The organism is Methylovorus menthalis (assembly GCF_020523625.1).
Classification (GTDB): Bacteria; Pseudomonadota; Gammaproteobacteria; order Burkholderiales; family Methylophilaceae; genus Methylovorus; species Methylovorus menthalis.
In genome coordinates this window covers 855,849-875,997 of the sequence record NZ_JAJAQH010000006.1, presented here as the reverse complement: position 1 = coordinate 875,997, position 20,149 = coordinate 855,849, and the positions used below count along the sequence as shown (strand labels likewise).

Here is a 20,149-nt window from a genome sequence, read left to right as displayed (position 1 = left end):
GGAAAAACTAATCAAAACAAGGCGCTGACAGAAAATTCAGTCCGCGGCTGTCTTTGGCAGAAAGCGCAGGCGGCGCGGTCAACTGCCAGTCCACATTCAGCGTAGGATCATCCCAGCGTATGCAGCACTCATGCTCGGGGGCGTAAAAATCGGTGGTTTTGTACAGAAACTCGGCAAACTCGGATAACACGACAAATCCATGTGCAAAGCCTTCTGGCACCCACATCTGCCGGCGATTTTCTGCCGAGAGGATGGCACTGGTCCAGCGTCCAAAGCTGGGGGAGTTTTTACGCATATCCACAGCCACATCCAGCACTTCACCCGCCACCACCCGCACCAGCTTGCCCTGTGGCTGGCGAATCTGATAATGCAGTCCACGCAAAACGCCCTTGGCCGAAGCAGAATGATTATCCTGCACAAAATTGCGTTTCAGGCCCGTCAAGGCTTCAAATGTATTCTGGTTGTAGCTCTCAAAAAAGAACCCACGTGCATCGCCAAACACCTTGGGTTCAAAAATCAGTACATCTGGTAAATCAGTTGCAACGACTTGCATCAAAACACCCTTTCTTTCAGCATGCGCGTCAGATATTGGCCGTAGCCATTCTTGCTATACAAAGCGGCAATCTCTTCCACCTTGGCGGCATCGATATAGCCCATGCGATAGGCAATTTCTTCCGGGCAAGCCACTTTCAGGCCTTGCCGTTTTTCAATGGTTTCAATAAACAGGGAAGCTTCCAGCAAGGACTCGTGCGTGCCGGTATCGAGCCAGGCATGACCACGCCCCATCACTTCCACTTTTAGCTGGCCCGCAGTCAGGTAATGGCTGTTGATGTCGGTGATTTCAAGCTCACCACGTGGCGATGGCTTGAGCGACGCTGCGATATCGCTTACCTGGTTATCGTAGAAATAAAGCCCGGTGACCGCGTAACGGGATTTAGGCTTCACTGGCTTTTCTTCCAGGCTGACCGCCTGGCCTTGGTCATTGAATTCCACCACGCCGTAGCGTTCAGGATCATTCACCGGATAAGCAAATACCGTGGCACCACTGGTGCGATGCGCTGCGGCATGCAGGTCGCTGCCCAGATCATGCCCATAGAAAATATTGTCCCCCAGGACCAGCGTGCTGGGTGCATTGCCCAAAAATTCACGACCAATCAGAAACGCTTGGGCCAGCCCGTCTGGCGATGCCTGGACGGCATACTGAATATGAATGCCCCACTGGCTGCCATCGCCCAGCAGCTGCTGGAAACGCGGCGTGTCCTGCGGAGTGGAAATCAGCAGGATATCGCGGATACCCGACAGCATGAGCGTCGATAGCGGGTAGTACACCATGGGCTTGTCGTAGACCGGCAACAGCTGTTTGGATACTGCCTGCGTCACAGGGTAGAGCCGCGTGCCGGAGCCTCCGGCGAGGATAATGCCTTTTCTCATGCTGCGGTCTCCGCATAATGCTGATCCAGCCAGCGACGATATTCACCAGAGTTGACGTTATTGACCCAATCCTGATGCTCCAGATACCAGGCCACCGTTTTACGGATACCGGTTTCAAAACTTTCCTGTGGCTTCCAGCCCAGCTCGCTGTATAGCTTGCTGGCGTCAATGGCATAACGACGGTCATGCCCTGGCCTGTCTTTAACAAAGGTAATCTGATCGCGGTAACTGCGACCATCCTCACGTGGCTGCAGCCTGTCCAACATCTCACACAGCAACTGCACCACGTCCAGATTGGCCTTTTCATTCCAGCCACCGACGTTATAGGTTTCACCTACCCGCCCGGCTTCCAGCACACGGCGAATGGCACTGCAATGGTCTTTCACATAAAGCCAGTCGCGAATCTGCTGACCGTCGCCATAGATAGGCAATGGCTTGCCCGCCAGGGCATTCAGCAGGCAAAGCGGAATGAGTTTTTCAGGAAAATGATACGGGCCGTAATTGTTGGAACAGTTGGTAGTTAAGGTAGGCAGGCCGTAAGTATGCTGATATGCGCGTACCAGATGGTCAGAAGCGGCCTTGGATGCCGAGTAAGGGCTATTCGGCGCATAAGGCGTAGTCTCGGTAAAGGCCGGATCATGCGCCGCCAGAGTGCCATAAACCTCATCTGTCGATACATGCAGAAAGCGGAATGCAGCCTGCTCCGCAGTATCCAGACTGCTCCAGTACTGGCGGGTTTCCTCCAGCAGGTGAAAAGTGCCGACGACATTGGTCTGGATAAAGTCTTCCGGCCCATGGATGGAGCGATCAACATGGCTTTCAGCGGCGAAATTGAGAATGGCACGGGGTTTGTGCTCGACCAGCAACTTTGCCACCAATGCCCGGTCGCCAATATCACCATGGACAAAAATATGGTCTGGATGCTGCTGCACGGCCTCCAGATTCTGCAGGTTGCCCGCATAGGTGAGTTTGTCCAGATTTACCACACGCCCCAGATCGGCTGCCAGCCAGTCCAGTACAAAATTGGCGCCGATAAATCCAGCGCCTCCGGTCACTATAATCGTGTTATTCAAGGTGTTATCTTTCGATTATTCAGCTTGTTGCAGCTCTTGCCAGATGCAAGTACCACCCTTGGCAAGGCCTTGCAGATATTGCTGATGGGCCGCCGCTTCCGTCTCATCCGCCAGCAGCACTTTTTTCGAGATGGTTTGTATATGAAGGGTGTCATTATCATCGTTATGCACGGGACTATCCAGCATATCGATGATCAAACTCTCCTGGCCGCGAGTCATCGCCAGATACACATCCGCCAGCAGCTCGGCATCCAGCAAGGCGCCGTGCAAGGTACGCTTGGAGTTATCAATGCCAAAATGGCGGCACAGTGCGTCCAGATTATTGCGCTGCCCGGGTCGCATTTCCTTGGCCATTTTCAGGGTATCGATAATGCCACTGGCGACGGATTCAATACCGGGTTTCTCGATGCGACCCAACTCGGCATTCAGGAAGCCCACATCGAACGGGGCATTATGAATAATCAGCTCAGAATTCTGCACAAAGTCCAGAAACTCGCCGACGACATCGGCAAAGCGCGGTTTATCCTGCAGAAACTCCAGGGTAATACCGTGGACTTCCTGTGCTCCAGCATCAATCTCGCGATCGGGATTGAGGTAGACATGGTAATGCTGGCTGGTAATACGACGATTGATCACCTCCACCGCGGCAATTTCAATGATGCGATGGCCCTGCGCGGGATAAAGGCCGGTGGTTTCCGTATCCAGAAATATCTGTCTCATGCTTGCTCCTTAGCCTCCAGTGCCAGTAATACGCCCTGATTGGCCAATGCATCGGCGCGCTCATTGCCCACATTGCCCGCGTGTCCCTTCACCCACAGCCACTCAATATCATGTGGCTGTACGGTTTGATCCAGCTCACGCCAGAGATCTTCGTTCTTGACGGGTTTTTTATCGCTGGTGCGCCAGTTGCGGGCCTTCCAGCCTTTCATCCACTCAGTGATGCCTTTTTGAACGTAAACTGAATCGGTGTAGATTTTGACCTGGCAAGGACGTTTCAATGCCTGCAATGCACGAATAACGGCAGTCAGCTCCATGCGATTGTTTGTAGTGAGCAACTCTCCGCCACACATTTCCTTTTCATGGCCGCCCATCGCCAGCCATGCTCCCCAGCCGCCGGGGCCAGGATTACCTTTACATGCGCCATCGGCGTAAATGATGACGCTACCTTCTTCAACTGCCATATTCACTTGTCTCGATTTCGTTTGATTTTCTGGCTGGGCGATGCCACCAGCCGGGGTTTGAGTCTGGCAGCATTCCAGTTGGGACGGATCACTCGCATGCCCAGCACGCGTTTGCGGGCGACCACGAAATAGACGCCACCTCGCATTGGCCACCAGCGCCCACCGGCCCTGTCCAGAAAACGGCTGCGTTCCAGCCAGCGCGCGCTGACCCAAGGTGGCGCATAACAGGTCATGCCGGTGCTGATTATCTCAAAACCCAGCAAGGCTAGCCAATCCTTAATGCGCAGCAAAGGTAAAAAGTTGCCATGCCAGGGATATCCTTGGCGCTTGCCCAGCATGCGCTTTATCCCCCAACTGCTGAGTGGATTAAAGCCACTGATCATGAGATGCCCTTCGGCAACCAGCACCCGCTCGGCTTCGCGCAAGGTCTGATGTGGGTCCTCGCTGAAATCGAGGGTGTGCGGCATAAGCAACAGATCGATGGTATTGGCAGAAAAAGGCAGTTGGGTGGAGTCGCTGAGCACTTCGCCGTGCTCATGGTCGGTATGGAACATAAAAGGCATACGGCATTGCTGCAGCAAATTGGCCTGGGGCAACCCCAGTTGCAAGGCATTAAAGCCGAACACATCCGCCACCGCCTGGTCGAACAGGCATTGCTCTCGTTCCAGCAGATACGCGCCAATAGGCTTTGCCAGCCATGACTCCTGATCGTCTATTGACATTTATTCCTCAACATCGAAGTATCGCACTATGCATGACATCATCCCTATTCCGGCTTTTTCAGATAATTACATCTGGTTGCTCCATGCCCACGGTCAGGCAGCGGTGGTTGATCCGGGCGATGCCGAACCAGTGCTGCGGCAATTAGCCACATCCGGGCTCCAGCTGCACACTATTCTCATCACCCACCATCATAACGACCATATTGGCGGCGTAGAACGACTTCAATATGAAACCGGGGCTCGGGTATATGCCCCGGCACGCGAGAACTATGCCTTTACACATCAGCCGGTGCATGAGGGCGATCAGATAGAGCTCGACTTCTTACCCTTGAAGCTGACAGTGCTTGAGGTCCCTGGCCATACGCTCGGACATGTGGCCTATTATGGCGCAAAGCTTCTATTCTGTGGCGATACCCTCTTTAGCGCTGGCTGCGGGCGCCTGTTTGAGGGTACACCCGCACAGATGCTGGATTCGCTGAATAAGCTGGCACATCTGCCGGCAGAAACCTCGGTCTATTGCACGCATGAATACACCGAACACAATTTGAAATTTGCCAGACGGCTGGACCCGACCAACACCGCCCTGCTGGCTAGACAGGCTCAAGTAGCCAAGTTGCGGCAGAAAGGCTTGCCCAGCCTTCCCAGCACATTGGCCATCGAGCGTGACAGCAATCCTTTCCTGCGCTGCGGAAGCCCGGCCATACAACATGCCGCTGGCATACATGAAGCAAATCCTCTAGCAGTTTTTACGGCTATCCGGGAAATGAGAAATCATTTTTAATCATTAACATAATCGAACATGTTAAAGCTGAACTTTGCCTTGACTTGAGAGGTGCCCATTGGCTACTATTGCATGAATTTCAGCTATTTAAGACATCGCCTCATGACTATGCAACGCATACTGAAGCTGGTTATCCTGGCATTTCCGTTTTCCTTCCCCGTATACGCAGATCGCAACCTTGCTGGTGATGAAATCATTGTTCTCAGTGAACCCATCCGCGACAGCAGCATTGATACCTCATTACAATTTTCCTCACGCCTGCAGAATGATCCGGTACTGAATTACGTGCCTGAGCTGGCAAGCGGTCAGCCTGGGCACTCAGCCGCCGAGCTGGCGCAAGTCTCCACCGATAATCTGTGGCAACGTATCCGCAATGGCTATGCCATGCCGGAAGTTGATTCGCCTTATACCGCAACGCACGAAGCCTGGTACGCAGCCCGCCCTGATTATGTAAGACGCATGGTGGAGCGCAGCCAGCGCTATCTTTACCACGTGGTGGTTGAGGTGGAAAAACGTGGCATGCCTACCGAGATTGCCCTGCTGCCAATGGTAGAGAGCGCGTTCAACCCTCAGGCATATTCCAAGAGCCATGCCTCCGGTATCTGGCAATTCATTCCGTCTACGGGCAAGAATTTTGGCCTGAAGCAGGACTGGTGGGTGGATAGTCGTCGGGATGTGACAGCAGCTACCGATGCCGCGCTGACTTACCTGCAAAAGCTGCACCTGATGTTTGGTACGTGGGATTTGGCCTTGGCCGCCTACAACGCCGGCGAAGGAACCGTCAGTCGAGCGATTGCCCGTAACCGACAGCAAGGCCTGCCGACCGATTACAATAGTTTGCCCCTTCCTCCCGAAACCCGAAATTACGTTCCCAAGCTGCAAGCGGTCAAAAATATCATGACCAATCCCGAACTCTACGGCTTGAATATCCAGAGCATCCCTAACCGGCCTTATTTCACCAAGGTCACCGCACCCCAGCAAATTGATGCTCACTTAGCGGCCAAACTGGCAGAAATCTCATTTGAAGAGTTTTCTTCCCTGAACCCCGAATACAACCGCCCGGTATTGACCGCTAGCGGAAGCGCGCACGAAATCCTGTTGCCCATAGGTGCTGCAGAAACGTTCAAGACCAATCTTGAGGCATACGACAAGCCGCTGGTCAGCTGGCAGACCTATCATGCCAAGCGTGGCGAACGCATGGCCAATATCGCCCGCAAATTCGGTATCCCTCTGGCTGAGTTGCGCAATGTGAATGATCTGCCTTCGCGCGACAACCTGATCATGGCAAGACCGTTGCTGGTGCCAATGGATAACGGCGGCAAAGCCGATGCCAACATTGTGCTGGCGGAACATGTGGATGTCGCAGAACCCGCCATTGCAAAAGCTGAACCCACGCAGATTATTCGCCACAAGGTAAGCGGCAATGACACCCTGCTAAGCATTGCAAAACGCTACAAATTATCCACACAGCAGCTGATGGCGCAAAATCAGTTAAAGTCCTCTAAACTGAAACCCGGCCAGATACTGAACGTAGCTTCTGGCCCCGCGTCTATCAACAAAACCGTTGTTGCCAGCTCGGCAAACCGCAAGGCAGAGATTAGCAAGACCAAGCTTGTGTCGAGCAAAAAGAAGCAGCGCTACATCGTACAACGTGGCGACACCCTTGAAAGCATCGCCAGAAAATTCGATGTCGCCCGTGATGAGTTGCAACGCTGGAACAAGATAAGCGGCTCGCGTATTGTGCCGGGTGCAATACTTACTATTGCCAAGCCGGATCAAGCCTGATCTCTTTGCAAGCCCCTCGTTAATGGAAAGGCCGCTTTTGCTTAAATACCTGTCCTTGCGCATGGGCACACTTTTATCGCTTGGCCTCCTGCTGACCGCATGCAGTAAAGAACCCGGCGGCAATGCTGCCGACTTTGACCAATCTTACCCCCCATCTTCCGGCGGTACCCTGATTGATGCGACAGCTGGAGAACCCAGTGGACTTATTCCGATGATTGCAGGTGAAGCCGCAGCTTCCGCGGTAGCCAGCAACATCTTTAACAGCCTGCTTAAATACGATAAGAACCTCGAGTTGCAGGGCGAGCTGGCGCAAAGCTGGAGCGTATCGCCTGATCAAAAAACCATTACCTTCAAGCTCAAGCCAGGACTCAAATGGGCCGATGGCAAGCCGCTGACCAGTGCAGATGTCCTGTTCACCTGGAAACTGGTGACTGATGACAATACGCGTACGCCTTATGGCTCTGATTACAAGTTGGTAATACGCGCCGAAACCCCGGACGTAGCGACTTTCAGAGTGAGCTATGCCAACCCTTATGCGCCTGCGCTGGATTCCTGGGCTGGCCTGCAAATATTGCCAGAACATCTGCTCAAGGGGCAGGATATCAATACGACCTCGTTTCGCTTCAAGCCAGTAGGTAGCCATTACTACAAGCTGGAAGAATGGAAGCCTGGTGAGCGCATCTCACTGGTCCGCAACCCCAACTCCACCCAGGGGCCTCCTCGCATTGATCGCCTGGTATCGCGCTTTATTCCGGATCCTGCCGCTCAGTTTCTGGAATTGCTGGCCGACAATATCGACTCGATGACCCTCAACCCGATTCAGTACTCACGCATCGTGCCTTCGCGTGAGGATTTGCAGAAAAAGCTCGCCCTCTACAAAGAGCTGGGGAATAACTACACCTACCTAGGATTTAACCTCAAGCACAAGCCTTTTGATGATATTCGCGTCAGGCAGGCCATCAATTACGCCATCGATAAGCAGGAGCTGATTGATGGCGTACTGCTGGGGCTGGGTGAACCGGTGTCTTCGCCTTACAAACCTGGTACGCGCTGGACCAACCCTGACCTATCGCCCTACCCTTACGACCCCAACAAGGCGATTGCGCTCATGAAAGAGGCAGGCTACACCGGGCGCGACAAAGAAGGCTACCTGCTGCGCAATGGCAAACGCCTGAGCTTTGATATTCTCACCAACCAGAATAAACAGCGTGAAATGAGCGCGGTGCTTGTACAACGACGATTGAAGGAAATCGGCATAGACGCCAATATCCGCGTCATGGAGTGGGCAAGTTTTATTGGCCGGTTTATCAAGACTGGCGATTTTGATGTGGTCTTGCTGGGCTGGGGCCTTTCCCTGGACCCTGACCAATACAGCATCTGGCATTCATCCCAGCAGGCACCTGGACAATTCAATTTCATCGGTTATAACAACCCACGTGTGGATAAATTACTGGAGCAAGGCAGGCTGGAGCTTAATCCGGACAAGCGGATGAAAATCTACCATGAGTTTGCCAGCATCCTGCTCGCCGATAGTCCTATCGTGTATTTGTATGCCGGCTATGGATTGCCCGCCATCCACAAGCGTGTCAAAGGCATAGACAACCCGGCCCCGCCTGCCGGGATTGGTTATAACTCCTATGACTGGTATATCCCTCCTCCGCTGCGGCGCAATGAAATCAGCCAATAAGGTGAATGCATGATCCGCTATCTCTTGAAACGCTTGTTCTGGATGGTGCCGCTGCTGGTAGGTATCAGCCTGATTTCCTTTCTGATCATGCATCTGGCGCCAGGCGATATCACCAATTCGGAGGCCAGCTTCAACCCCAAGGCCAGTGAAGAGTCGCGGCAGAAGCTGCGGGAACTCTACAATCTGGACAAACCCATCATCGTGCAATACGGGCTTTGGCTAAAGCGCATGGTCAAACTGGATTTCGGCACTTCGTTCGCCTCGCACCAGAAACCGGTGTTCTGGCAAACCAAGGATGCCGAAGGCAATGTGATCAAGGGAATGATTCAGGAAGCACTGCCGATCACCTTGTTGATCAATGTTTTGAGCCTGGGGCTGATTATTTTTGCCGCCGTGCCTTTAGGAGTGGTTTCGGCCATTACCCAGAACCGGCCGCCGGATCGTGCCATTACCCTGTTTGTGTTTATTGGCTTTGCTATCCCAGGTTTCTGGCTGGCGTTGATGTTGATGTATTGGACTGGCGTGGTGCATGACTGGCTGCCTATCTCCGGCATACATAGCCTCAATCACGACAAGATGAGTGCTTGGGGCCAATTATGGGATACGCTCACCCACTTGGCGCTTCCCGTATTTATTTCAGGCCTGAGCGGGCTGGCAGGTATTTCCCTGTTTATCCGCAATGGCATGCTGGATGTGCTGCATCAGGATTACATCACCACGGCGCGCGCCAAGGGCCTTTCTGAAAACACAGTGGTGTATCGCCATGCACTACGCAACGCCATGCTGCCGCTCATTACCATTCTGGGACTGGCGATTCCGGGGCTGATAGGCGGATCCGTCATTGCCGAATCCATTTTCGCTATCCCCGGGATGGGCAAGTTGTTTTACGATGCCGTTCTCATGCGTGACTTTCCGGTAATCATGGGCATCCTGACCATCGGTTCGGCATTGACCCTCTTGGGTAATCTGATCGCGGATATCGCCTATGCCTGGGCAGATCCTCGCGTACGACGTGGAGTCATGTAACCATGCCTAACAAATGGCGCCAAGCCTTGCGCAACCCATTGGCTTTAAGTGGCTTCATCATCATTTTCGGCATTCTACTGCTGGCAATACTGGCGCCCTTCATCGCGCCATATGACGCCAATGCCATCGACGTCAAGGCGATCCTCCTCCCCCCCTCGCTGCAACACCCCATGGGGACCGACGGCCTCGGGCGCGATGTGTTTTCACGCATGCTATTCGGCGCACGCATTTCCCTGCTGGTGGGTATCGTGGCTGTTGGCATTGCGACCAGCATCGGTATTTTCCTGGGGGCTATCTCGGGATATTACCGTGGCTGGGTCGACGTAGTGATCATGCGCCTGGTCGATGTGATGCTGTCCATTCCCACGTTTTTCCTCATTCTGGCCGTCATCGCGTTTTTGACCCCATCCATCTGGAACATCATGATCGTCATCGGTCTCACCTCCTGGATGGGTGTTACCCGTCTGGTGCGCGCAGAGTTTCTTAGCTTGCGTGGGCGTGAATTTGTCATGGCTTCGGAAACCCTGGGGGCACGTGACTTTCGCATGATTTTCATCCATATGCTTCCCAACAGCCTGACACCTATCATGGTGAGCTTTGTACTAGGCGTTGCCAGTGCAGTCCTGGTTGAGTCCGGGCTCAGTTTTCTGGGACTGGGTGTTCAGGCACCGCAAGCCTCATGGGGCAATATCCTGACTGACGGCAAGGAATATATTCAGTTCGCATGGTGGCTCTCGCTGTTTCCCGGGGTTGCCATCCTGCTCACCGTGTTAGGGTATAATCTGCTCGGCGAAGGCCTGCGCGACGTGCTGGACCCTCGCGCAAACAACACTCGATAAAAAAATCTGATCCGCATGGTGACGGCTTATCCCCGAGATACCCGACACCGTTTGGCATGATGCCTGCCGCGATCAGTCAATTCAGTTTATTTCTAAGGATGACACATGGGATTTCTAGCCGGAAAACGTGCCTTGATCGTTGGCTTACTCAGCAATCGCTCCATTGCCTATGGCATTGCTGAAGCAATGAAACGGGAAGGCGCTGAACTCGCCTTCACTTACCAGACCGAAAAATTTGAAGAGCGCGTTGGCAAATTGGCCGCAGACTTTGACTCGAAAATCGTGCTGCCCTGTGATGTGGCGGATGACGCTCAAATTGATGCTTTATTCCCTGCGCTGGCAAAACACTGGGATGGTGTGGATATCATTGTGCACTCTGTAGCGTTCGTACCCAAAGTCGCGCTGGATGGCGACTATCTGGACTCGGTAACCCGCGAATACTTCCGTATTGCACACGATATCAGCTCATACAGCTTTGCAGCACTTGCCAAGGCTGCCATGCCCATGATGGAAGGTCGCAATGCCAGCCTGCTGACAATCAGCTACCTCGGCGCTGAACGCACCCTGCCTAATTACAACGTCATGGGCGTAGCAAAAGCCAGCCTTGAAGCCAATGTACGCTACATGGCACAGAGCCTGGGGCCTAAAGGCATACGCGTTAATGCCGTTTCTGCCGGCCCGATCAAAACGCTGGCAGCCTCGGGTATTGCCGGTTTTGACAAAATGATGGGCTTTAACGAGAAGCACGCTCCACTGCGCCGCAATGTCACTATTGAAGAAGTCGGCAACGCATCCGCGTTCCTTTGCAGCGATCTCGCTTCTGGCATCACTGGCGAAATCACCTACGTCGATGGTGGTATGAATATTACGGCAGCAGGCACAATGGACTAAATCCTTGCGCTAGCTACAAAGCGCAAAGACCATAGTGCTAAGAAAACGCCCGGCAAGCCGAGCGTTTTTTATCGTCTATCAACTGAGATATTCTGGGCTCAACAACATGCAGCCAATAAAAAAGGCGGTTTTTACACCGCCTTTTTTATGCCTACTACAAGACCATGATTACTGGTCACCAGCTCCGCTACTCAGCAGCAAACGGCTATTCACCGTAATCTTGCTCTTCTCTTTCAATGACTTCACGTAAGCGGCAACATACTCTGCGGCCAGAGCAGCTTGCAACTCACGTGCTGATGCCTTATCTGCATCGTCATTAGCCTTAGGAGTGTTCACGCCATTTACTTTGATCAGCAGGTAGCCCTTGTTGTTATCCGCCACACCGGCATAGGCCGGCAGCTTGCTCACATCAATCTTGAAGGCATTGTTCATGGCCACATCCGTCAGGCCTTGCGCATTGCTACGGTCAATCGTCACAGGAGGAATCCAGTCCAGCTGCGGCGATTTACCCTGACGCAGATCTGCCAGAGCGGCTTCGCCCTTTTTGATCGCCAGCTTCGCCGCCTGCTCTGCTTTCAGCACGCCCTCAATACCCGATTTCACCTCTTCATAGGTCCGGGGAGCGGCTGGCTTGTAATCCACCACACGGGCCGAAATCAGGTTGTTGGGAGATACTTCAACCGCCTCGGTATTGCGCTTGTCCTTCAAGACTTCTTCACTGAATACCATATTCATCAGTTTGTCGCTCTTGAAATACTTGGCACCCTCTTCATGGCTGATCCAGTCGGTATGTTGCACTTGCAAACCAAACGAGTCAGCCACTGGTTTCAGGCTGGTCGACTGTTCATATACCGTGTTATTGAAGCTTTCCGCTTGTTCAGCAAACAGCGCGATTGCTTTCTGATAAAGCAATTCAGCTTTGATTTGCGGCTTGGCAGCATCAAACCCTTGCGATTGACCTGTAATTTCGGTCAGCTTGATGATGTGATAACCGAACTCAGATTCCACCAGATTGCTGATCTCGCCGGGCTTCATCGAAAATACGGCATCCTCAAATGGCTTTACCATCATTCCACGCCCAAAGCTTCCCAAATCTCCGCCCTTTTGTGCTGAACCTGGATCCTTGGAATATTTCGTAGCAAGCTCGGCAAACTGGTCAGGATGTTGACGTACTTGTGCCAACACCTCTTCCGCTTGCTTTTTCGCCTGTTGCTTGGCTTCAGCGGTTGCACTCACACCGAAGCTGATCAGAATGTGGCTGGCACGACGCTGTTCGTCACCTTGGAATTTGGCAGCGTTTTCATCATAGTATTTTTTGACTTCCTCATCCGATATTTGCACCTTGGGGATCAATGCATTGGATGAAAACAGGACAAATTCCAGCTTGACTTGCTCAGGCACCTTGAATTTGTCTTTATGCTTATCGTAGTAAGCTTTGATCTGGGCCTCATCAACTTTCACCTGATCAATAAAGTCGGCAGTCTTTATTTCAGCAACGGTGACTTCACGTTGCTGGTGCTCAGTTGCCAGCGTTTGCTTGCTGATCGGCTCTGGCAGGTAAGCCAGTGCGGCCAAGCCCTCTCTAGCTTGCTGAACAAGCAGATCGGTACGCATGGTGGATTCGAATTGAGATGGTGTCAGGCGGTTGCTGGTCAGCAAGCGGTCATAAGTTTCCTGTGAAAACTTGCCGTTTTCCTGAAACTCGGGAAGCGTAATAATGTGATCGCTCAACGCAGTATCACCAATAGCAAAATGACTCTTGGTCACTGCCGTATTCAGGAGACGGTTGATAATCAGGCGATCAAGAATAGATTGCTTGACGTCAGGCTGTTCCAGAACGGATGGATCGGTTTTTCCCTCGGCCTGCAACTGATTGCGCAGACGCTGCATGGAGTTATTATATTCCTGAACGGAAATCGACTCGCCATCCACCTTGGCAATCGACACACTGGAACCGGCATCTCTCAGATACGTATCAATACCGACAATGGCAAATGGGATAGTAACTGCAGCCAGGATAAGTTTTGCTAGCCAACTTTTAGAACGCTCACGAATTGCTTCCAACATAACGATACGCCTTATTCTTCAATGACCTTAAACAGCTGCAAGACCTAGGTCCGTCAGCCAATAGCTTAATCGGAGAATATACCATACTCGGCATAGCAATGGCGGCAGTTGCCAGCATAGAAACAGTAGATTAGAAGGAAGAATAAATAAGAAATGCAGGGCGCATAAACAGAGAAGCCCGCGTTTTTAAAAACGCGGGCTTTGGATTCTCTGGCGGAGTGGACGGGGCTCGAACCCGCGACCCCCGGCGTGACAGGCCGGTATTCTAACCAACTGAACTACCACTCCTAAAACTTGCGCAGGAGCATGCCTGTGAGCTTGCTATCGCGATCGCTGATGATTATATGGTGGGTGCTGACGGGGTCGAACCGCCGACATTCGCCTTGTAAGGGCGACGCTCTACCAACTGAGCTAAGCACCCATTTTGCTCATCAGCAAAGAACGCTAGTTTACAGCATCCTTGAGGGCTTTGCCAGCTCTAAATTTGGGGGAATTGGCGGCCTTGATCTTGATGGTGGTACCAGTACGAGGGTTGCGGCCATTGCGCGCCGCGCGTTTACCTACATAGAAACTACCGAAGCCGATCAGGGTCACGATGTCCCCTTTTTTCAAGGCCTTGGTAACAGCGGCAGTAGTTGCATCCAGCGAGCGACCTGCCGCAGCTTTGGAGATGCCTGCAGCCTTGGCGATTTCATCAATCAGTTCAGACTTGTTCACGTATAACCCCTTTCGACGATTATTGAATACAGGACCGAATCCCCCTGTGAAATGCTTTATAGCAAGCCGTAAAAGCTTGTGTCAAGCTTTTACGGCAATTGCTTTAGTGGGTGGTGATAGCAGAAACATCCTTGGCAGGCAACTCCCCCTTGGTATCAGGCAAGGCCTCAGCTTCCTGCTTTGGGTGAGGCACACGCTCAAGCGCAAGCTCAAGCACTTGCTCAATCCATTTTACCGGATGAATTTCGAGGCAACTCTTGATGTTTTCAGGTATTTCCACCAGATCTTTTACATTCTGATCTGGTATAAGCACCGTCTTGATGCCACCACGATGTGCCGCCAGCAATTTCTCTTTGAGACCACCAATGGGCAACACCTCGCCTCGCAGCGTGATTTCACCTGTCATGGCCACATCAGCGCGCACTGGAATGCCAGCCAGGATAGAAACCAGCGCCGTGGTAATGGCAATCCCCGCGCTTGGGCCATCCTTGGGGGTTGCACCTTCAGGCAAGTGAATATGGATATCATTCTTCTCGTAGAAATCTTCCGATACTCCCAGTTGTTTAGCTCGACTACGAACAACACTCATGGCGGCCTGAATAGACTCTTGCATGACCTCACCCAGTTTGCCGGTGGTGGTCACCTTGCCCTTGCCTGGCAGTAATACAGACTCAATCGTCAGCAACTCGCCACCAACTTCCGTCCAGGCCAGACCTGTTACCTGCCCCACCTGGTTATCCTTGGCAGCAACACCATAGTCATAGCGCTGAACCCCAAGATATTTGTCGAGGTTTTTGGTGCTGACCACAATCTTGCGAGGCGTTTTGAGCTTACGCGACTTGGCTGTCAGTAACTCCTTCACTACCTTGCGGCAGATTTTGGAGATTTCTCTATCCAGACTACGAACGCCAGCTTCACGCGTGTAATAACGCACAACATCGCGGATCACCGCTTCAGGAACACTGATCTCGCTGTCTTGCAAACCGTGCGTCTTGATCTGCTTTGGCAGCAAATAACGCATGGCGATATTTACTTTTTCATCTTCGGTATAGCCAGCCAGACGAATGACTTCCATGCGGTCCAGCAACGGTGCAGGAATATTGAGCGAATTGGCCGTGGCGACAAACATCACATCCGACAGGTCATATTCGACCTCGACATAGTGATCCACAAACGTATGGTTCTGCTCAGGGTCAAGCACCTCAAGCAAGGCTGAGGATGGGTCTCCGCGGAAATCCTGGCCCATCTTGTCCACTTCATCCAGCAGGAATAAAGGGTTCTTGACGCCAACCTTCGCCATGCTCTGCAAAACCTTGCCTGGCATAGAACCGATATAAGTACGACGATGACCACGAATCTCAGATTCATCACGCACACCGCCCAAGGCCATGCGCACAAACTTGCGATTTACTGCCTTGGCGATGCTTTGGCCCAGCGAAGTCTTACCTACACCAGGAGGCCCTACTAGGCAGAGAATAGGCGCCTTGAGCTTATCCACGCGCTGCTGCACGGCGAGATACTCGACGATGCGCTCTTTGACCTTGTCCAGTCCATAATGATCAGCATCCAGAATATCTTCAGCTGTACCGAGGTTTTGGCTGATCTTGGTCTTTTTCTTCCATGGCAGATTCACCAAGGTTTCGATGTAGTTACGAACCACAGTAGCCTCTGCCGACATGGGCGACATCATTTTGAGCTTCTTCAGCTCAGCATTGGCTTTAGCGGTAGCTTCCTTGGTCATTTTGGCTGCTTTGATACGGACCTCGAGCTCATCCAGCTCAACGCTCTCATCTTGCTCGCCCAGCTCTTTCTGAATCGCTTTTACCTGCTCATTCAGATAATACTCACGCTGGCTTTTTTCCATCTGGCGTTTCACGCGGCCACGGATACGCTTCTCAACCTGAAGAATATCAATTTCAGATTCGAGCAGACTCAGCAAATGTTCCAGACGTGCAGATACGCTGAACATTTCGAGAATGCGCTGCTTCTCTTCAAGCTTGAGCGTGAGATGGGCAGTAATGGTATCTGCCAAACGACCAGCATCATCAATGGTTGCCAGTGAAGTCAGAATTTCGGGAGGAATCTTCTTGTTCAGTTTTACGTACTGATCAAACTGAGTAAATACAGTCCGCATCAAGGCCTGGGTTTCGCTGTCATCTTCGGCATCATTTTCGATGCGCACAGCCTTTGCCGCAAAGCAATCCTGCGTTTCAACAAACTCGGTAACGCGAGCACGATCCACCCCTTCAACCAGCACCTTTACAGTGCCGTCAGGCAGCTTCAGCATCTGCAGAACAGTGGCAATGGTTCCGACCTCATAAAGATCAGCCGCATCAGGCTCATCTTTATTGGGAGATTTCTGGGCAACCAGCAAAATTTCTTTGTTGTTTTCGGAGGCGAGTTCGAGCGCTCTGACAGACTTGGCCCGACCGACAAACAGGGGGATAACCAGATGAGGATAGACCACCACATCGCGCAGCGGCAGAAGCGGCATCAAACCGGAATCAGCGGAGAAAACTGGCAATTCTTGATCAGTCATTGAGGAAACCTTCAGTGTTGGCCGCGCACAGCAACATACCGTGCGCGTATGTTAGTCAATTGGGGGCGAACACCGGCGCTTCAAGAGCCAGTACGAAAAAAGCATGATGCGAAAGAACATGAGGTGCGGGAGTCCGAAGTTTCGGATTCCCGCTACCATACCGGCCAGTTAGCTGGCGGATTCTGCAGTCCGAGCTTCCTCGGAGTAAATCATGATGGGAGGGTTATTGCCTCGAACGACACCTTCATCGACAACCACTTTGCTGAGGTTGGAAATCGAAGGCAGGTCAAACATGATCTCAAGCAAGGCGTGCTCCATGATGGAACGTAGGCCACGTGCACCTGTTTTGCGCTCCAATGCTTTCTTGGAGATCAGCCGCAAAGCAGACTCGCGGAACTCAAGTTCTACGCCCTCCATCTTGAACAGCTTGGCATACTGCTTGGTCAATGCATTCTTGGGCTCAACCAGAATCTTCATCAAAGCATCCTCATCCAGCGATTCCAAGGTGGCAATGGCGGGCAAGCGACCAACGAATTCAGGAATCAGACCAAACTTGATCAGATCTTCCGGCTCAACTTCACGCAATACTTCGCCGACTTCGCGCAGATCATCCTTGCTCTTCACTTCAGCGCCGAAGCCGATACCGCCCTTTTCAGAGCGACGGCGAATGATCTTGTCCAGACCATCAAACGCACCACCGCAAATGAACAGGATGTTAGTGGTATCCAGCTGCACAAATTCCTGATTGGGATGCTTGCGACCGCCTTGTGGAGGAACAGAAGCAACCGTACCTTCGATCAGTTTGAGCAGTGCTTGCTGCACACCTTCGCCTGACACATCACGGGTGATGGAAGGATTGTCGGATTTACGGGAAATCTTGTCGATTTCATCGATATAGACAATACCGCGCTGGGCTTTTTCGATGTCGTAGTCGCATTTTTGCAAGAGCTTCTGCATGATGTTTTCGACATCTTCACCCACATAACCGGCTTCGGTCAGCGTGGTCGCATCGGCCATGACAAATGGCACATCCAGCAGACGGGCAAGCGTTTGAGCCAGCAAGGTTTTACCGGAGCCTGTAGGGCCAATGACCAGAATGTTACTCTTGGCAATCTCGACCTCATCCTTGTCTTTGGTCGCGGACTGGTCCAAGCGCTTGTAGTGGTTATACACTGCCACTGCCAGGTTTTTCTTGGCCTGAGTTTGACCAATGACATACTGATCAAGGATATTGCAGATTTCTTTGGGAGTTGGCAGGTCGCCATTAGGCTTCAGGCTGCTGTCGCCCTGCACTTCCTCACGAATGATGTCATTGCAAAGATCCACGCACTCATCGCAGATGAATACGGATGGACCTGCAATGAGCTTTCTGACTTCGTGCTGGCTTTTACCGCAGAACGAGCAATATAGTAACTTTTCGCCTTCGGCTTCTTTAGTCATGAAACTATCCTAATCTGAAACGCACGACATCATCTTAAGCGGCATCAGTACGACTTGCAATCACCTTGTCGACCAAGCCGTAATTGACGGACTGTTGCGCGCTCATAAAATTATCACGATCCGTATCGCGCTCAATAACATCAACTGGCTGGCCAGTGTGGCTGGCAAGAATCAGGTTGAGCTTTTCACGCAGATAGAGGATTTCTTTTGCGTGAATTTCAATATCGGAGGCCTGGCCTTGAAAACCGCCGAGTGGCTGGTGAATCATCACGCGCGAATTGGGCAGGCAAAAACGCTTGTCCTTGGCACCTGCAGTCAGCAGCAAAGCCCCCATGCTGGCAGCCTGACCAATACACAAGGTACTGACATCTGGCTTGATGAACTGCATGGTATCGTAAATGGCCATGCCAGCAGTTACTGAGCCACCAGGGGAGTTGATATAGAGCGAGATATCCTTGTCAGGATTTTCCGCTTCCAGAAACAGCAATTGCGCGACTACCAGGTTGGCAGTCATGTCATTTACCGGCCCTACCAGAAAAATCACACGCTCGCGCAACAAGCGGGAGTAGATGTCGTATGCACGCTCACCACGCCCACTTTGCTCGATGACCATGGGGATATACCCCAGGCCTTGCGGTTCCCACTGACTTTGCATGCTCATTAAGCATTCCCCATCAAATCGTCAAATTTAACCTTCTTGTCGCTTACCTTGGCGGATTGCAACACCCAGTTAACCACGTTTTCTTCGGTAGCCAGAGAAGCTGGCTCATCCAGACGCTTAGGATCATCGTAGTACCAACGAACGACATCTTCAGGACGCTCAAAGCTCTGGGCAAACTGGTCCACCATGGCACGCACCTGCTCGGCATTGGCCTGCAATGAATTCTTGTTCACCAGTTCAGACAGGATGAGACGCAAGCTTGCATTACGCTTGGCTTGCTCTTCAAACATGGCTGGATCAAGAGTCACAGTGCTCACATCCACGCCACGCTGTTGGAGATTGTTCTGGGTTGCCTGCATCACGCGATTGGTTTCGGCTTCAATAATCGCCTTCGGCAATTCAAGGGCAACATTCTCAACCAATGCCTGGAACACTTGTTCCTTCACCTTGGCACGCACACGCTTGGCAACTTCCTGTTCCAGGCTTTGCTTGATTTCAGCCTTCATCTTTTCAACATCGCCATCTTCCACACCGAGACCACGGGCGAAGTCAGCATCCAATTCAGGTAGCTTGGCTTGTTCAACTGTATTAAAGGTCACTTCATAAGTGACCGTCTTGCCAGCCAATTGTTCCGGCTTGTGCTCTGCTGGATACGCAATATCAAACGTTTTTTGGCTGCCCACCTTGTTACCGATGAGTTGATCGTCGAACTCAGCCACACGGCCGCCTTCACCCAGAATCAGGTCAAGACCCTGCTCGGAAGTACGCTCAACTTCATTGCCATCAATCAGGGCGCGCAACGCGATATTCACTTTATCGCCCTTTTTGGATGCACGCTTGACAGCTTCGTAAGTAGCGCGCTGCTTCAACAGAACGTCGGTCGTTTTCTTGACATCTGCCTCGCCGACTTCCAGAACTGGACGCTCAATCTTAACCTTGCTCAAGTCACCAATTTCGAATTCAGGGAAGACTTCAAAGGTAGCAACATATTCAAAATGCTCACCACCTTCAGATTGCTTGGGCTCGATATTAGGGTACCCAGCAACACGCAGCTTGTTCTCTTGAACAGCCTCGGTAAATGTACGCTCAACGGCACCCGAAAACACCTCATCACGCACCTGAGCACCGTATTGCTGATATACCAGCTTCATCGGCACTTTACCTGGGCGGAAGCCCGGCAGCTTGGCAGTTCTCGCCAAACGATTGATCCGCTGAGTCACTTCTTCCTCGATAGGCTTCAGTGGCACCGAAACGGTAATGCGGCGCTCGAGATTGCTGATGGTTTCAACGGTTGCTGCCATGCTGTATT

General features: G+C 52.1%; 18 protein-coding genes and 2 tRNA genes. 6 read left to right on the top strand and 14 right to left on the bottom strand.

From position 1 onward, the window contains the following. Positions 1–7: 7 nt before the first annotated feature. From rfbC to LG204_RS09920, 6 genes are read right to left on the bottom strand one after another with little or no spacing between them, the layout of a single operon-like run. Positions 8–553 (bottom strand): dTDP-4-dehydrorhamnose 3,5-epimerase, encoded by a 546-nt coding sequence (rfbC, locus tag LG204_RS09945; RefSeq protein WP_230337121.1) that lies wholly within the window; start codon positions 551–553, stop codon positions 8–10. After that, a complete protein-coding gene (rfbA, locus tag LG204_RS09940) occupies positions 553–1,431 on the bottom strand; it encodes a glucose-1-phosphate thymidylyltransferase RfbA (protein WP_230337120.1) in 879 nt (292 codons plus the stop codon). Before rfbA ends, rfbC begins: the two co-directional genes overlap by 1 nt. Next, on the bottom strand, positions 1,428–2,504 hold the full coding sequence (rfbB, locus tag LG204_RS09935) for a dTDP-glucose 4,6-dehydratase (protein WP_230337119.1): 1,077 nt from the start codon (positions 2,502–2,504) through the stop codon (positions 1,428–1,430). The genes rfbA and rfbB overlap by 4 nt, the downstream gene beginning before the upstream one ends. A gap of 15 nt (positions 2,505–2,519) precedes the next feature. Next, entirely contained in the window at positions 2,520–3,224 is a 705-nt protein-coding gene (gene dnaQ, locus LG204_RS09930) for a DNA polymerase III subunit epsilon (protein ID WP_230337118.1), read from the bottom strand. After that, entirely contained in the window at positions 3,221–3,685 is a 465-nt protein-coding gene (gene rnhA / locus LG204_RS09925) for a ribonuclease HI (RefSeq protein WP_230337117.1), read from the bottom strand. The genes dnaQ and rnhA overlap by 4 nt, the downstream gene beginning before the upstream one ends. Positions 3,686–3,687: 2 nt before the next feature. Next, on the bottom strand, positions 3,688–4,407 hold the full coding sequence (locus tag LG204_RS09920) for a class I SAM-dependent methyltransferase (protein WP_230337116.1): 720 nt from the start codon (positions 4,405–4,407) through the stop codon (positions 3,688–3,690). 28 nt (positions 4,408–4,435) lie between these two features. Here LG204_RS09920 and gloB point away from each other — a divergent pair, with 28 nt between their 5' ends. The 6 genes from gloB to fabI all read left to right on the top strand — a co-directional run bounded on the left by gloB (position 4,436) and on the right by fabI (position 11,416). Next, positions 4,436–5,188 (top strand): hydroxyacylglutathione hydrolase, encoded by a 753-nt coding sequence (gene gloB / locus LG204_RS09915; RefSeq protein WP_230337115.1) that lies wholly within the window; start codon positions 4,436–4,438, stop codon positions 5,186–5,188. 102 nt (positions 5,189–5,290) lie between these two features. Then, entirely contained in the window at positions 5,291–6,973 is a 1,683-nt protein-coding gene (locus tag LG204_RS09910) for a lytic transglycosylase (RefSeq protein WP_230337114.1), read from the top strand. 61 nt (positions 6,974–7,034) lie between these two features. Beyond that, on the top strand, positions 7,035–8,660 hold the full coding sequence (locus tag LG204_RS09905) for a peptide-binding protein (protein WP_407664214.1): 1,626 nt from the start codon (positions 7,035–7,037) through the stop codon (positions 8,658–8,660). 9 nt (positions 8,661–8,669) lie between these two features. Next, positions 8,670–9,686, top strand: coding sequence for an ABC transporter permease (locus tag LG204_RS09900; RefSeq protein ID WP_230337112.1), 1,017 nt, complete (start codon positions 8,670–8,672; stop codon positions 9,684–9,686). Positions 9,687–9,688: 2 nt separating this feature from the next. Further along, positions 9,689–10,525, top strand: a complete 837-nt coding sequence (locus tag LG204_RS09895) for an ABC transporter permease (protein ID WP_230337111.1) — start codon at positions 9,689–9,691, stop codon at positions 10,523–10,525. A gap of 105 nt (positions 10,526–10,630) precedes the next feature. Then, positions 10,631–11,416: an enoyl-ACP reductase FabI gene (fabI, locus tag LG204_RS09890; protein ID WP_230337110.1), complete on the top strand. Its 786-nt coding sequence runs from the start codon at positions 10,631–10,633 to the stop codon at positions 11,414–11,416. Between the two features lie 168 nt (positions 11,417–11,584). Here the strand turns inward: fabI and LG204_RS09885 are convergent, their stop codons facing one another. From LG204_RS09885 to tig, 8 genes are all read right to left on the bottom strand, one after another. Then, positions 11,585–13,483, bottom strand: a complete 1,899-nt coding sequence (locus LG204_RS09885) for a SurA N-terminal domain-containing protein (protein ID WP_230337109.1) — start codon at positions 13,481–13,483, stop codon at positions 11,585–11,587. Positions 13,484–13,694: 211 nt separating this feature from the next. Continuing rightward, positions 13,695–13,771: transfer RNA gene (locus LG204_RS09880), tRNA-Asp, on the bottom strand. A gap of 57 nt (positions 13,772–13,828) precedes the next feature. Then, positions 13,829–13,904: transfer RNA gene (locus LG204_RS09875), tRNA-Val, on the bottom strand. A 23-nt stretch (positions 13,905–13,927) separates the two neighbouring features. Beyond that, positions 13,928–14,200: an HU family DNA-binding protein gene (locus LG204_RS09870; protein WP_013442314.1), complete on the bottom strand. Its 273-nt coding sequence runs from the start codon at positions 14,198–14,200 to the stop codon at positions 13,928–13,930. A gap of 103 nt (positions 14,201–14,303) precedes the next feature. Further along, the gene (lon, locus tag LG204_RS09865) at positions 14,304–16,739 is read right to left on the bottom strand and encodes an endopeptidase La (RefSeq protein ID WP_230337108.1); all 2,436 of its coding nucleotides are present in this window, start codon (positions 16,737–16,739) and stop codon (positions 14,304–14,306) included. Positions 16,740–16,907: 168 nt separating this feature from the next. Next, positions 16,908–18,179 (bottom strand): ATP-dependent Clp protease ATP-binding subunit ClpX, encoded by a 1,272-nt coding sequence (gene clpX / locus LG204_RS09860; RefSeq protein ID WP_230337107.1) that lies wholly within the window; start codon positions 18,177–18,179, stop codon positions 16,908–16,910. A 34-nt stretch (positions 18,180–18,213) separates the two neighbouring features. Continuing rightward, positions 18,214–18,840 (bottom strand): ATP-dependent Clp endopeptidase proteolytic subunit ClpP, encoded by a 627-nt coding sequence (gene clpP, locus LG204_RS09855; RefSeq protein ID WP_013442317.1) that lies wholly within the window; start codon positions 18,838–18,840, stop codon positions 18,214–18,216. Then, on the bottom strand, positions 18,840–20,141 hold the full coding sequence (gene tig / locus LG204_RS09850) for a trigger factor (RefSeq protein WP_230337106.1): 1,302 nt from the start codon (positions 20,139–20,141) through the stop codon (positions 18,840–18,842). Before tig ends, clpP begins: the two co-directional genes overlap by 1 nt. Positions 20,142–20,149 lie beyond the last annotated feature (8 nt).